The following is a 12,728-nucleotide window of genomic DNA, read 5'->3' as shown; positions in this document are numbered from 1 at the left end:
TGCATCCCTTCTCAGGTCAGCTCTTGAAGCTTGCGATGCAACAGGGAGATGTTGCGACCCCGTGCGACGAAGCTTGGCAGAGTGGCCGGAAGTTGGCGGCGAACTTTATCAGCATCGCCCTGGTTTGGGAAGCTCCCAAACACACAAGCTCCGGTTCCGGTCAGTCTGGCCGATGTGAATTTGTTCAACGACATCAGCGCGTTACGTACAGCTGGGTAACGTTTCTCGACGACCGTCTGACAGTCGTTTCGACCGTCCACCCCGAGAAGGCTGCGAACTTTAATGGGCGCGCTATCCCGTGTCAACTCGGGATCGGAGAAAACTTCTGCTGTGCTGACAAAGACTTGCGGCACGGCGACGAGGAACCAGGGCTCCTCCAGTTCGACCGGCGTGAGCTTCTCGCCCACCCCTTCGGCGAAGGCCGCGCGGCCGCGCACGAACACCGGCACGTCGGCGCCCAGGCCCAGGCCCAGGGCCGCCAGGCGGTCTTCGTCCCAGCCCAGTTGCCAGAGGTGGTTGAGGCCGACCAGGGTGGTGGCCGCGTCCGAGCTGCCGCCGCCGATGCCGCCGCCCATGGGCAGGTGCTTGTCCAGCCAGATGTCGGCGCCCAGCCGGCAGCCGGACTGCTCCTGCAGCTGGCGCGCGGCGCGGACTATCAGGTTGCTGTCGTGGGGCACGCCGGGGATCTCGGTGTGCAGGCGAATCTGCCCGTCCTCGCGGGGGGCGAAGTGCAGCTCGTCGGCGTGGTCGAGGAACTGGAACAGCGTCTGCAGCTCGTGGTAGCCGTCGGCGCGGCGCCCGAGGATGTGCAGGAACAGGTTGAGCTTGGCCGGGGCCGGCAGGGTCAGGCGTTCGCGCATGTCAGCGGGCCTGGCCGAGCAGGCGCGGTTGCCAGCTCTTGATCACCAGGGTGACGTCGAGGTTCTCGCCGTGCAGCTTCAGGCGCTCGGGCAGCCAGTAGCCGTCCTGCTGGGCGTAGCTGCTGTACTCCACGTCCCAGCCGTCCTGCTCCAGGCGCGCCAGGCGGCTGTCGCTGTCGAGGGTCAGGCGGCTCTTGCTGTCCGGCGCCGGCAGGCCGCGGATCCACCAGAGCAGGTGGGATACCGGCAGGCGCCAGCCCATCTGCTGCTCCAGCAGGGCCTCGGGGGACTCGGCCTGGTAGCGGCCCTGCCCGGCGACTTCGAGGGTCACCGCGCCTTCGCGCCCGGTCAGGCGCGCCGCGCCGCGGCCCAGCGGGCCGGACAGGCGGATGTCGTAGTAGCCCTGGCGCTGCAGCCAGAACAGGGTGCCGCTGCCGGAATCCCGGGGCGCGCGGATGCCGACCTTGCCGTCGATCTGCCAGCCGTCGAGGGCGGCGACGCGTTCCTTGTGGGTCTTCCAGCTGTTGGCGTTGCCCTGGCCTTGCAGGGCTTCCTGGGTGGTGAAGCCGGCGCAGCCGCTGAGCAGGAGCAGGGCGGCGGCGCCAAGGACGTGAATCAGACGCATGGGAAATCTCAGGGGGTCTTGGACCCGGTCAGGCGCAGCAGGGTGTCGCGCAGCACCGGGCTGTCGGGCTGGTTCTGCAGGGCGGTGCTCCAGACTTCGCGGGCCTCGCGCTGCTTGCCGCGGGCCCAGAGCACTTCGCCCAGGTGGGCGGCCACTTCGTGGTCGGGGAACTTCTCCAGGGCCTGGCGCAGGTAGGTTTCGGCCTGGTCGAGGTTGCCCAGGCGGTAGTTGACCCAGCCCAGGCTGTCGAGGATGGCCGGGTCGTCCGGGTTCAGCTGGTGGGCCTTCTGGATCAGCTCGCGGGCCTCGTCGTAGCGCGTGGTGCGGTCGGCCAGGGTGTAGCCCAGGGCGTTGAGCGCCATGGCGTTGTCCGGCTCGCGCTGGATGATCAGGCGCAGGTCCTTCTCCATCTGCACCAGGTCGTCGCGCTTCTCCGCCAGCATGGAGCGGGTGTAGAGCAGGTTGAGGTCGTCGGGGAACTGCTTGGTGCCCTGTTCGATGACCTGCCAGGCGCGGTCGGTCTGGTTGCGGTTGGACAGGCCCTCGGCCTCGATCAGGTACAGCTGGATGGCGTAGTCGGGCTGGCGCTCGCGGGCCTCGGCGAGGCGCCGCGAGGCTTCGGCGCTGCGCCCGGAGTCCATGAGGATTTCGCTCTGGCGCAGCTGCGCCGGGAGGAAGTCGTTGCCCGGGCCGACCTGGGCGTATTCCTTCAGTGCGGTTTCCGGGTCCTTCTGCTCCTCGGCGAGGCGGCCGAGGTTGAAGTGCGCGGCGTCGGTGTGGCTGTCGCGCTCGACCAGTTCCTGCAGGTAGACCTTGGCTTCGTTCCAGGCCTGGGCCTCCAGGCACACCAGGGCCAGGGAGAAGCGCAGGTCGTCGTCGTCGGGGAACTGCTGCACCAGGGCGGAGAACTCGGCCTTGGCGTCGTCCAGGCGGTTCTGCTCCACCAGCAGGCGGGCGTAGGCCAGGCGCACGCGCTTGTCGTCCGGGTGTTCCTTGATGCCGGCCTTGAGCAGCGGCAGGGCCTCGTCGCTGCGCTTCATGCTCTGCAGCAGGCGCGCGCGCAGCAGCATCGGCGCCACCTCGTGGCGGCTGGCCGGCTTGCTCTCCAGCAGGCTCAGGGCCTCCTGCGGGCGGCCGTCCTGCTGCAGCAGCAGGGCCTTGCCGAACAGCAGCTGGCCGTTGTCGGGGTACTTCTTCAGCAGGCGGTCGAAGCTCTGCAGCAGGCCGGCGCGGGTGTCCGCGTCGGTTTCCGCGGCGGACAGGGCGAGGAAGTCGAAATGGGTGTCGCCCTGGCCGTTGAGGACCTTCTCCATGTACACCATGGATTCGTCGTACTGGCCGGTGCGCGCCAGTTGCAGGGCGGCAGCGCGCTGTGCGTCGAGGTCGTCGGGGGCGGCCTTGGCCCAGATCAGCGAGGTGTCCAGGGCTTCCTGGTCGGCGCCCAGGTACTCGGCGATGCGGAAGGCGCGTTCGGCCACGCCCGGGTCCTGGGTCTGCTTGGCCTGGTCGACGTAGTTGGCCAGGGCGATGTCGAAGCGGTTGCGCTGGCCGGCGATCTCCGCCACCAGCAGGGAGTACAGGGTGTCCTCGCTGAAGGAGCCGTACTTGCGGCCCTTCTCCGCGCTGGCCGCACTGTCCTTGGCCGGTTTCGGCGCCGGTTCCTTGTGCAGCATGGATTGGCAGCCACCGAGCAGCAGCAGGGCGGTCAGCAGCGCTAGGGATTTGTTCATAGACGAAAGAGAGGGACCTGAACGGCGGGTTGTGCCCCATCATGACATAAGCCATTCGGCAAGCCCATGGGGTGGGGGCCGCCAAACCCAGCATAGACGCACAGATCGGCTGCTTGTATTGCGGTGGTTGTCCTCCACCGGTCGACGTAGGACAATTGCGGGCTTCCCGAATTACCTCAGCGATCCCGCATGGCCTTCATCGCCCTTGGCATCAACCACAAGACAGCTTCCGTGGCCGTCCGCGAGCGCGTGGCGTTCACCCCCGGGCAGATGGTCGAGGCCCTGCAGCTGCTCTGCCGGCTGACCGCCAGCCGCGAGGCGGCGATCCTCTCCACCTGCAACCGCAGCGAGCTGTACCTGGAGATCGAGCATCCGGAAGCCGAGGACGTGCTGGCCTGGCTCGCCGACTACCACCGCCTGAGCCTGGACGAGCTGCGCAACTGCGCCTACGTGCACCAGGACGAGGACGCGGTGCGCCACATGATGCGCGTGGCCGCCGGCCTGGACTCCATGGTGCTCGGCGAGCCGCAGATCCTTGGCCAGATGAAGTCCGCCTACGCCGTGGCCCGCGAGGCCGGCACCATAGGCCCGATGCTCGGCCGCCTGTTCCAGGCCACCTTCAGCACCGCCAAGACCGTGCGCACCGACACCGCCATCGGCGAGAACCCGGTGTCGGTGGCCTTCGCCGCGGTCAGCCTGGCGCGGCAGATCTTCAGCGACCTGCACCGCAGCCAGGCGCTGCTGATCGGCGCCGGCGAGACCATCACCCTGGTCGCCCGCCACCTGCACGAGCAGGGCGTGAAGCGCATCGTGGTGGCCAACCGCACCCTCGAACGCGCCAGCCTGCTGGCCCAGGAGCTGGGCGCCGAGGCGATCCTGCTGGCGGACATGCCCGAGCACCTGGCGCACAGCGACATCGTCATCAGCTCCACCGCCAGCCAGTTGCCGATCCTCGGCAAGGGCGCGGTGGAACGCGCGCTCAAGCAGCGCCGGCACAAGCCGATGTTCATGGTCGACATCGCCGTGCCGCGCGACATCGAGCCGGAAGTCGGCGAGTTGGACGACGTCTACCTCTATAGCGTCGACGACCTCCACGAAGTGGTGGCGGAGAACCTCAAGAGCCGCCAGGGCGCCGCCCAGGCCGCCGAGGAGCTGGTCGGCGACGGCGTCCACGAATTCATGCAGCGCCTGCGCGAGCTGGCCGCGGTGGACGTGCTGCGCGCCTACCGCCAGCAGGCCGAACGCCTGCGCGACGAGGAACTGCAGAAGGCCCAGCGCCTGCTGGCCAACGGCGGCGACCCGGCGGACATCCTCGCCCAGCTGGCCCGCGGCCTGACCAACAAACTGCTGCACGCGCCCAGCGTGCAGATGAAGAAACTCTCCGCCGAGGGCCGCATCGATGCGCTGGCCCTGGCCCAGGAACTGTTCGCCCTCGACGAGAGCCCTGAGAAGCGATGAAAGCCTCCCTGTTGACCAAGCTGGACACCCTCAGCGACCGCTACGAGGAGCTCACCGCTCTGCTCGGCGACGCCGAGGTGATCAGCGACCAGACCAAGTTCCGCGCCTATTCCCGCGAGTTCGCCGAAGTCGAGCCGGTGATCCTGGCGTTCCGCGACTTCCGCAAGACCCAGGCCGACCTGGAGGGCGCCCAGGCGCTGCTCAAGGACAGCGACCCGGACCTGCGCGAAATGGCCGAGGAAGAAGTCGCCAGCGCCAAGGCGCGCCTGGCCGAGCTGGAAGACGCCCTGCAGCGCATGCTGCTGCCCAAGGACCCGAACGACGGGCGCAACGTGTTCCTGGAAATCCGCGCCGGCACCGGCGGCGACGAGGCGGCGATCTTCTCCGGCGACCTGTTCCGCATGTATTCGCGCTATGCCGAGCGCCAGGGCTGGCGCGTCGAGGTCCTCTCGGAGAACGAGGGCGAACACGGCGGTTATAAGGAGGTGATCGCCCGCGTCGAGGGCGACAACGTCTACGCCAAGCTCAAGTTCGAGTCCGGCGCGCACCGCGTGCAGCGCGTGCCGGCCACCGAGTCCCAGGGCCGCATCCACACCTCCGCCTGCACCGTGGCGGTGCTGCCGGAGCCCGACGAGCAGGCGGCCATCGAGATCAACCCGGCCGACCTGCGCGTCGACACCTACCGCTCCTCCGGCGCCGGCGGCCAGCACGTGAACAAGACCGACTCGGCGGTGCGCATCACCCACATCCCCTCGGGCATCGTGGTCGAGTGCCAGGAGGAGCGTTCGCAGCACAAGAACCGCGCCAAGGCCATGGCCTGGCTCGCGGCCAAGCTCAACGACCAGCAGCAGGCCGCGGCGCAGCAGGCCATCGCCAGCACCCGCAAGCTGCTGGTGGGCTCGGGCGACCGCTCCGAGCGCATCCGCACCTACAATTTCCCCCAGGGGCGGGTCACCGACCACCGCATCAACCTTACCCTGTACTCCCTGGGCGAGGTGATGGAGGGCGAAGTGGAGCAGGTGATAGAACCGCTGCTGCAGGAATACCAGGCCGACCAGCTGGCCGCCCTGGGGGATTGAGGCGCCATGGCCACCATCATGACTCTGCTCGCCGAAGCGCAACTGCCGGATTCGCCCAGCGCGCGCCTGGACGCCGAGCTGCTGCTGGCCGCCGCCCTGGGCAAGCCGCGCAGTTTCCTGCGCACCTGGCCGGAGCGGGTGGTCGACCGCGAGGTGCGTGAGCGCTTCGAAGGCTGGCTGGCGCGCCGCCGCGCCGGCGAGCCGGTGGCCTACATCCTCGGCCGCCAGGGCTTCTGGAGCCTGGACCTGGAAGTGGCGCCGCACACTCTGATCCCGCGTCCGGACACCGAACTGCTGGTGGAAACCGCCCTGCAGCTGCTGCCGGCCAGCCCGGCGCGGGTGCTCGACCTGGGCACCGGCACCGGCGCCATCGCCCTGGCCCTGGCCTGCGAACGCCTGAGCTGGCAGGTCAGCGGCGTCGACCGCATTCCCGAGGCCGTGGCCCTGGCCGAGCGCAACCGCGAGCGCCTGCGCCTGGCCAACGTCGGCTTCCGCCAGAGTCACTGGTTCTCCGCCCTGGAAGGCGAGCGCTTCGCCCTGATCGTCGGCAACCCGCCGTACATCCCCGGCAGCGACCCGCACCTGCAGCAGGGCGACGTGCGCTTCGAGCCGAAGAGTGCGCTGGTGGCCGGCCACGATGGCCTCGACGACATCCGCCTGATAGTCGCCCAGGCCCCGCGCTTCCTCGAACCGGGCGGCTGGCTGCTGCTGGAGCACGGCTACGACCAGGCCGCGGTGGTGCGCGACCTGCTGCTGGGCAACGGTTTCAGCGAAGTGGAGAGCCGCCGCGACCTGGGTGGCCACGAACGCATCAGCCTGGGGCGCCTGCCATGTTGAACGACCAAGAGTTGAACGACGACGAACTGCTGCGTTACAGCCGGCAGATCCTCCTGCCGCAGATCGACATCGACGGCCAGCTGCGCCTGAAACAGGCCCGCGCGCTGATCGTCGGCCTCGGCGGGTTGGGCTCGCCGGTAGCGCTGTACCTGGCCGCGGCTGGCGTCGGCGAGCTGCACCTGGCCGACTTCGACAGCGTCGACGTGACCAACCTGCAGCGCCAGGTGGTGCACGACAGCACCCAGGTCGGCCGCAGCAAGGTGGACTCGGCGATGACCCGCCTGGCCGCCATCAACCCGCAGGTGAAGCTGGTGCCGCACCGCCAGGCGCTGGACGAGGATTCCCTGGCCGCGGTGCTGGCCCAGGTCGACCTGGTGCTGGACTGCTGCGACAACTTCTCCACCCGCGAGGCGGTCAACGCCGCCTGCGTCGCCGCCGGCAAGCCGCTGGTCAGCGGCGCGGCCATCCGCCTGGAAGGCCAGCTCTCGGTGTTCGACCCGCGCCGCGACGACAGCCCTTGCTACCACTGCCTCTACGGCCACGGCAGCGAAGCCGAGCTGACCTGCAGCGAAGCCGGCGTGGCCGGGCCGCTGGTGGGCCTGGTCGGCAGCCTGCAGGCGCTGGAGGCGCTGAAGCTGCTGGCCGGCTTCGGCGAGCCGCTGGTGGGCCGCCTGCTGCTGGTGGACGCCCTGGGCACGCGCTTCCGCGAGCTGCGCGTCAAGCGCGACCCGCAGTGCGCGGTCTGCGGTTCACGGCATGGCTGACGAGCGGCCGATAGGGGTCTTCGACTCCGGCGTCGGCGGCCTTTCGGTGCTGCGCGAGATCCGCGCGCGGCTGCCGGACGAATCGCTAGTGTACCTGGCCGACTGCGGCCACGTGCCCTACGGCGAGAAAACCCCGGAATACATCCGCGAGCGCTGCCGGCGCATCGCCGAGTTCCTCATCGCCCAGGACTGCAAGGCCCTGGTGCTGGCCTGCAACACCGCCACCGCGGCGGCGGCCTCCGACCTGCGCGAGCGTTATCCACAGCTGCCGATCCTGGCCATGGAGCCGGCGGTGAAACCGGCCGCGGCGGCAACCCGCAGCGGCGTGGTCGGCGTGCTCGCGACCACCGGTACGTTGAAGAGCGCGCGCTTCGCCGCGCTGCTCGACCGCTTCGCCAGCGACGTGCGGGTGATCACCCAGCCCTGCCCGGGGCTGGTCGAGCGCATCGAGGCCGGCGACCTGGACGGGCCGCAGACCCGCGAGCTGCTCCAGGGCTTCGTCGAGCCGCTGCTGGCCGAAGGCTGCGACACCCTGATCCTCGGTTGCACCCATTACCCCTTCCTGCGCCCGTTGCTGGGCCGGATGCTGCCGCCCGGCGTATCGCTGATCGACACCGGCGCCGCAGTGGCCCGCCACCTGCAGGCGTCGCTGGCCAGCCGCGGCCTGGAGGCGCGGGGGCTGGCAAAAAAAACGCACTTCTTCACCAGCGGGGCGGTCGAGATGTTCGAGAGGGTGTTGCCGGTGCTGTGGGGCCTTGATGAATCGGTCAGTTTTTTTGCCGATTGAGCAAGGAAGTTTCCGCGCATACGTAACAATGCGCTGACATTTCGCAGGCCATATCTGGCAAATCGCCTTATAATCATTAGCTATTCGCGGGGATTTTTCATTCAGCTTATCCATAAGGATCTTTCGATGAAGAAGCTACTCTCGCAGGCCGCCTTGGCCGCAATCATGATGGTGGGTGCCGCCGGCGCAGCGCAGGCCGCGAATCTGACCGCCGCGGCAGGCGCCACCGGCCAGGGCGACATGACCCTGCGCCTGGGCGCGAGTTTCGACTGGGACAAGACCTGGTGGGAAAGCAGTACCGGCCACCTGACCGGCTACTGGGACACCGGCGTCACCTACTGGGGGGCCGGCGACCGCGCGGGCGCCCGTTATTCGCTGTCCGTCGCGCCGGTGTTCGTCTACCAGTTCAACGGCGACAGCGTGAAGCCCTTCATCGAGGCCGGCATCGGCATCGCCGGCTTCACCGGCTCCGAGGTCGGCGACCATGACCTGGGCAGCGCCTTCGCCTTCGAAGACCGCCTGGGCTTCGGCCTGAAGTTCGCCGGCGGCCAGTCGGTGGGCATCCGCGCCATCCACTACTCGAATGCCGGGCTCGCGATGCCCAACGACGGCATCGAGTCCTACAGCCTGTTCTACAGCCATCCGCTGTAAGTTCCAGCTGTGCGAAAAAGCCGGCCCTGGTCAGGCTGTGTGAAAACCCGAGCGGCTCTTCGAAGAGTGCGTTCCTACGTGAAATCTGAAAAGGCTTGGCTATTCAGCCAACCCAGAATCCGCGTAGAAACGCGAAATCCAGGTTGTTTTTTAACCAGCTGGACCGATCCGGAGGTTTTCACACAGCCTGCTGGTGGCCGGTTTTTTCATGCCCGTATGGTTGACACAGCTTCCTTGCCGATCGCACCAAAGCGCTTTTCGTAGGATGGGTTGAGCTTGCGAAACCCATGCGGACATGGCGATGGGTATCGCTTCGCTCAACCCATCCTACGGGGGGCTTCTTCCGGACCCTGTCACACCCCGGCGCGATTCGCGGATGAATCTCCTACGCCGCCCCACCCGCGCCATTCCCATGTAGGAGCGCGCCCTGCGCGCGAAATCGCGGGCAGGGCCCGCTCCTACAGGTCCCGAGAAGCCATGTTCGCCTGCAACGTAGGCGGACTAGGCAGCCCCCGGCAGATTGCGGAAGGCCTCCAGCACCCGCTCGCGGCTCGCCGCCAGGTCGAGCATCGGCGCCGGGTAGCCGGGCGCGCCGAACAGCCCCAGGCGCGATGGCTCGTGCAGGCTTTCGTTGTCCAGGCCGGCCAGCTCCGGCAGCCACTGGCGCAGGAAGCGCCCGTGGGGATCGAAGCGGCGCGATTGCGCCAGCGGGTTGAACAGGCGGAAGTAGGGCGCGGCGTCGGTGCCGGTGGAGGCGCTCCATTGCCAGCCACCGTTGTTCGCCGCCAGGTCGCCGTCCACCAGGTGGCGCATGAACCAGCGTTCGCCTTCGCGCCAGTCGATCAGCAGGTTCTTGCTGAGGAACATGGCGGTGAGCATGCGCAGGCGGTTGTGCATCCAGCCGGTGGCCAGCAACTGGCGCATCGCCGCGTCGATGATCGGGAAGCCGGTGCGGCCCTGCTGCCAGGCTTCCAGCTCCGCCGGCGCGTGGCGCCAGGGCAGGGCCTCGGTTGGCGCGCGGAAGGCGCGGCCGCGGCTGACCTGCGGGAAGCCGACCAGGATGTGCTTGTAGAACTCGCGCCAGAGCAGCTCGTTGATCCAGGCCACGGCGCCCGGGCCGCCACTCTCGAATTCGCCCCGGTTGTTCGCCAGTGCCGCGTGCAGGCACTGGCGCGGCGAGAGCACGCCGGCGGCCAGGTAGGCGGAGAGTTGGCTGGTGCCGTCGAGGTCCGGGCGGTCGCGTCTTTCGTGGTAGTGCGCCAGGCCATCCTCGGCGAAGCCGGCCAGGCGTTCGCCGGCGGCCTTTTCCCCGGCGGGCCAGAACTCCCGCGCCAGGGCTGCGCTGGGCGTGAAGCCGGGCAGTTCCCCTGGCACGGGGTCGCTGTCCACCTCCAGCGGCGCCTGTGCTGGCGGTACCGGCTGGCAGGCGGGCAGGGCAGTGGCCAGGCGCTGGTAGCAGAGCTTGCGGAACTGGCTGAAGACCTGGAGGTAGCCGCCGCCGCGGGTAAGCAGGCTGCCGGGGGCGAACAGCAACTGGTCCAGGTGGCTGAGGAAGCCGACGCCGGCTTCGGCCAGGCGCCGTTTCACCGCCTCGTCGCGGCGGCTTTCGTGGATTCCGTACTCCTCGTTCACTCGTACCGCGGCGATGCCCAGGCTGCGGCACAGCTGCAGCAGCACTTCCGGCGCCTGGCTCCAGGTGTCCGCCTCGCGCAGCAGCAGCGGGATGTTCAGCAGCTCCAGGTCGCGCTGCAGCGTGTGTAGGTTGCGCAGCCAGAAGTCGACCTTGTTCGGCGAATCGTCATGGGCGCGCCACTGGCCGGGGCTGAGCAGGTAGCAGGCGATCACCGGGCCGGCCTGGGCGGCGGCGGCCAGGGCGCTGTTGTCGCGCACGCGCAGGTCGCTGCGTAGCCAGAGCAGTTGGCGCCTCATTCGCCACCCCCGCCGTTGAGCAGGCCCAGGGCGTGCAGGGTGGCGCGCGCTTGTAGCGGGTCTTGCGCCAGGTGCAGGCCCGGGTGGCTTTCACGTTGCAGCTCGGCCAACTCCTGGGCATGGATGTCCACGCTGGCGCCCACCAGCAGGGTGGGGCAGATGCAGCCGGCGAGCAGGCGCGACAGCTGCGCCGGGCTCAGGCTCTGGTCGGAGTAGAGGAGCAGGGCGCGCGGGTTCAGGCGCTGCTCGACCAGGGCGATCTCGGCGCAGGACAGCGGGCCGTCGAACACCTGCACCGGGCAGCCGGCGGAGCTGGCCAGCCAGGCGCACAGCCAGTGGCCGGTTTCCCGCGGGTGTTCCGACTGGTTCACCAGCAGCAAGGGCCGGCCCTGGTGCTGGCGGTTGTAGTGGTACAGGCGGCCGCCCAGCTTGCTGCGCAGCCAGGAGTGGTAGAGCAGGCGCTCCAGGCCGCTGCCGAACTGGCCCTGCCAGCGTAGCTGGAGGTCGCGCTGCAACGGCAGCATCAGGTGCTCGCACAGTGTCTGCGCCGGGTAGATCGACAGCGCGCCGTTGAACAGCTCGTCCAGGCGCTGTTCGTCGAGCCGGGCGATGGCGCTCAGCGCCTGCTGGCGCAGGTCGTCCCAGGGCGAGTGGGTCTCGGCTGCCGCCCGCGGCGGTTCGTCGAGCAGGTCGCGCACCTTGCCCACCGCCACGCCGCGCTCCAGCCAGGTGAGCACGCGGCGGATCCGCTCCAACTGCTCGGCGGAGTACAGGCGGTGGCCCTTGGCGGTGCGCTGGGGGACGACCAGCCCGTAGCGGCGTTCCCAGGCGCGCAGCGTCACCGGGTTCACCCCGGTGCGCCGGGCCACTTCGCTGATCGGCAGCCAGCCGGCGGCCAGCGCCTGGCGATAATCGTCGGGAAGGGTGTTGCTCGGTTCAGATGGCATTGCGTAGACCCAGGGCCTCGGGGTGGGGTTGCAGGTACGCCTGGCGGGCGATGTACGGGTGCGGGTGGCGGCGGAAGTGGTGCTTGAGCAGCGCCAGGGGCACCACCAGCGGTACCTCGCCGTGGCGGTACTGTTCGATCAGCCGCTGCAGCTCGGCGCGGTCGTCCGCCCCCAGCGCGCGCTTGAGGTAGCCGGCCAGGTGCTGCAGCACGTTGCTATGGCTGCCGCGGCTGGCGCAGTGGCCCAGCGCCTGGCTGAAGGCCCGGTAGTACTGCGGGCCGAACTGCCCCGCCGGATAGCGGCCGATGTCCGCCAGCAGCCGGCCCAGTTCGGCGTACTGGCGCGGGTCGTGGGCGAGCAACTGGTACTTGTGGCGCGAGTGGAAGTCGAGGATCGCCTTGTGCGTCAGCCCTGCGCGGCACAGGGTGAGCCAGTCGAGGTGGGCGTAGACGCGGGTGACGAAGTTCTCGCGCAGGCGGGGATCGTGCAGGCGGCCTTCCTCTTCCACCGGCAGCTCGGGGCGGGCGGCGCAGAAGGCTTCGGCGAACAGGCCGCGGGCGCCGGCCATGGGCGGCTGGCCATCTTCCGCGTAGAGCTTGACGCGGTGCAGGCCGCAGGAAGGGGACTTCTGCATGAAGATGAAGCCACCCAGCTCGCTCAACTGGCCGGCCTGTTCCGCGCCATAGCGACGCAATGCCGCACTGTGGTCCAGGGTCGCATCGCGGCTATCTACCGCACTGGCCACCGCGCGTGGCTGCGTGGCCTCGCCAACCAGGCGCAGGGTAGGGCGCGGCACGCCCAGGCCGATGGCGACTTCCGGGCACAGCGGGACGAAGTCGAAGTGCCGGGCGAGGTCCTCCAGGCACAGGCGCGAAGCCTTGTGCCCGCCGTTGTAGCGGACGTTCGCGCCGAGCAGGCAGGCGCTGATGCCGAGCTTGGGCCGGGAAGGGGAGGTGGGCATGGTCTGACCCTGTACAAATAGGCTTCGCGTGTACAACTGCTTTCAGCATAGGCCGAACGTTGTACAGCCGCAAATCATTTGTACAGGGTACGGCGCCCAA

General features: G+C 69.0%; 12 protein-coding genes. 6 read left to right on the top strand and 6 right to left on the bottom strand.

Features of this window, described 5'->3' with window-relative positions; all coding sequences use genetic code 11:
* Positions 1-11: 11 nt before the first annotated feature.
* The 3 genes from ispE to QSJ95_RS09055 are packed head-to-tail and all read right to left on the bottom strand — an operon-like array spanning position 12 to position 3,215.
* Complete coding sequence (gene ispE, locus QSJ95_RS09065) at positions 12-860, bottom strand: 4-(cytidine 5'-diphospho)-2-C-methyl-D-erythritol kinase (RefSeq protein ID WP_285641776.1); 849 nt, start codon at positions 858-860, stop codon at positions 12-14.
* Position 861: 1 nt separating this feature from the next.
* Positions 862-1,485 carry a lipoprotein insertase outer membrane protein LolB gene (lolB, locus tag QSJ95_RS09060; protein WP_009617438.1) on the bottom strand — a complete coding sequence of 208 codons (624 nt, stop codon included), beginning with the start codon at positions 1,483-1,485 and terminating at the stop codon, positions 862-864.
* 8 nt (positions 1,486-1,493) lie between these two features.
* Complete coding sequence (locus QSJ95_RS09055) at positions 1,494-3,215, bottom strand: tetratricopeptide repeat protein (protein ID WP_043273584.1); 1,722 nt, start codon at positions 3,213-3,215, stop codon at positions 1,494-1,496.
* A 189-nt stretch (positions 3,216-3,404) separates the two neighbouring features.
* On the opposite strand from QSJ95_RS09055, the gene hemA reads away from it, so the two are divergent.
* The 6 genes from hemA (at position 3,405) to QSJ95_RS09025 (ending at position 8,791) form a co-directional block, all read left to right on the top strand.
* The gene (gene hemA, locus QSJ95_RS09050) at positions 3,405-4,673 is read left to right on the top strand and encodes a glutamyl-tRNA reductase (protein ID WP_009617447.1); all 1,269 of its coding nucleotides are present in this window, start codon (positions 3,405-3,407) and stop codon (positions 4,671-4,673) included.
* The gene (gene prfA, locus QSJ95_RS09045) at positions 4,670-5,752 is read left to right on the top strand and encodes a peptide chain release factor 1 (protein WP_043273586.1); all 1,083 of its coding nucleotides are present in this window, start codon (positions 4,670-4,672) and stop codon (positions 5,750-5,752) included. Before hemA ends, prfA begins: the two co-directional genes overlap by 4 nt.
* A gap of 6 nt (positions 5,753-5,758) precedes the next feature.
* On the top strand, positions 5,759-6,589 hold the full coding sequence (gene prmC, locus QSJ95_RS09040) for a peptide chain release factor N(5)-glutamine methyltransferase (RefSeq protein WP_285641770.1): 831 nt from the start codon (positions 5,759-5,761) through the stop codon (positions 6,587-6,589).
* The gene (locus tag QSJ95_RS09035) at positions 6,583-7,353 is read left to right on the top strand and encodes a molybdopterin-synthase adenylyltransferase MoeB (RefSeq protein WP_285641769.1); all 771 of its coding nucleotides are present in this window, start codon (positions 6,583-6,585) and stop codon (positions 7,351-7,353) included. The genes prmC and QSJ95_RS09035 overlap by 7 nt, the downstream gene beginning before the upstream one ends.
* The gene (gene murI, locus QSJ95_RS09030; RefSeq protein ID WP_285641767.1) at positions 7,346-8,140 is read left to right on the top strand and encodes a glutamate racemase; all 795 of its coding nucleotides are present in this window, start codon (positions 7,346-7,348) and stop codon (positions 8,138-8,140) included. The genes QSJ95_RS09035 and murI overlap by 8 nt, the downstream gene beginning before the upstream one ends.
* 126 nt (positions 8,141-8,266) lie before the next feature.
* A complete protein-coding gene (locus QSJ95_RS09025; RefSeq protein WP_043273589.1) occupies positions 8,267-8,791 on the top strand; it encodes an acyloxyacyl hydrolase in 525 nt (174 codons plus the stop codon).
* A gap of 501 nt (positions 8,792-9,292) precedes the next feature.
* On the opposite strand, the gene QSJ95_RS09020 is transcribed toward QSJ95_RS09025, so the two are convergent.
* Genes QSJ95_RS09020 through QSJ95_RS09010 form a run of 3 tightly spaced genes read right to left on the bottom strand, consistent with a single transcriptional unit; the run spans position 9,293 to position 12,628 of the window.
* Positions 9,293-10,720: a cryptochrome/photolyase family protein gene (locus QSJ95_RS09020; RefSeq protein WP_285641764.1), complete on the bottom strand. Its 1,428-nt coding sequence runs from the start codon at positions 10,718-10,720 to the stop codon at positions 9,293-9,295.
* Positions 10,717-11,667 (bottom strand): MerR family transcriptional regulator, encoded by a 951-nt coding sequence (locus QSJ95_RS09015; RefSeq protein WP_285641763.1) that lies wholly within the window; start codon positions 11,665-11,667, stop codon positions 10,717-10,719. The genes QSJ95_RS09020 and QSJ95_RS09015 overlap by 4 nt, the downstream gene beginning before the upstream one ends.
* Positions 11,657-12,628: a YbgA family protein gene (locus QSJ95_RS09010; protein WP_285641762.1), complete on the bottom strand. Its 972-nt coding sequence runs from the start codon at positions 12,626-12,628 to the stop codon at positions 11,657-11,659. Before QSJ95_RS09010 ends, QSJ95_RS09015 begins: the two co-directional genes overlap by 11 nt.
* Positions 12,629-12,728 lie beyond the last annotated feature (100 nt).

This window comes from Pseudomonas sp. NBRC 100443, assembly GCF_030268185.1.
In the GTDB taxonomy this organism is placed as follows: Bacteria; Pseudomonadota; Gammaproteobacteria; order Pseudomonadales; family Pseudomonadaceae; genus Pseudomonas; species Pseudomonas citronellolis.
Note: the sequence above shows the minus strand (reverse complement) of the source record. Positions and strands in the feature narration are given on the sequence as shown.

What these genes read in the sequence shown, in the direction of transcription:
- QSJ95_RS09035 (WP_285641769.1), top strand. Translation starts at nt 6,583, where the DNA reads ATGTTGAACGACCAAGAGTTGAACGACGACGAACTGCTGCGTTACAGC.
- hemA (WP_009617447.1), top strand. Translation starts at nt 3,405, where the DNA reads ATGGCCTTCATCGCCCTTGGCATCAACCACAAGACAGCTTCCGTGGCC.
- prmC (WP_285641770.1), top strand. Translation starts at nt 5,759, where the DNA reads ATGGCCACCATCATGACTCTGCTCGCCGAAGCGCAACTGCCGGATTCG.
- QSJ95_RS09025 (WP_043273589.1), top strand. Translation starts at nt 8,267, where the DNA reads ATGAAGAAGCTACTCTCGCAGGCCGCCTTGGCCGCAATCATGATGGTG.
- QSJ95_RS09020 (WP_285641764.1), bottom strand. Translation starts at nt 10,720, where the DNA reads ATGAGGCGCCAACTGCTCTGGCTACGCAGCGACCTGCGCGTGCGCGAC.
- QSJ95_RS09055 (WP_043273584.1), bottom strand. Translation starts at nt 3,215, where the DNA reads ATGAACAAATCCCTAGCGCTGCTGACCGCCCTGCTGCTGCTCGGTGGC.
- ispE (WP_285641776.1), bottom strand. Translation starts at nt 860, where the DNA reads ATGCGCGAACGCCTGACCCTGCCGGCCCCGGCCAAGCTCAACCTGTTC.
- prfA (WP_043273586.1), top strand. Translation starts at nt 4,670, where the DNA reads ATGAAAGCCTCCCTGTTGACCAAGCTGGACACCCTCAGCGACCGCTAC.
- lolB (WP_009617438.1), bottom strand. Translation starts at nt 1,485, where the DNA reads ATGCGTCTGATTCACGTCCTTGGCGCCGCCGCCCTGCTCCTGCTCAGC.
- QSJ95_RS09010 (WP_285641762.1), bottom strand. Translation starts at nt 12,628, where the DNA reads ATGCCCACCTCCCCTTCCCGGCCCAAGCTCGGCATCAGCGCCTGCCTG.
- murI (WP_285641767.1), top strand. Translation starts at nt 7,346, where the DNA reads ATGGCTGACGAGCGGCCGATAGGGGTCTTCGACTCCGGCGTCGGCGGC.
- QSJ95_RS09015 (WP_285641763.1), bottom strand. Translation starts at nt 11,667, where the DNA reads ATGCCATCTGAACCGAGCAACACCCTTCCCGACGATTATCGCCAGGCG.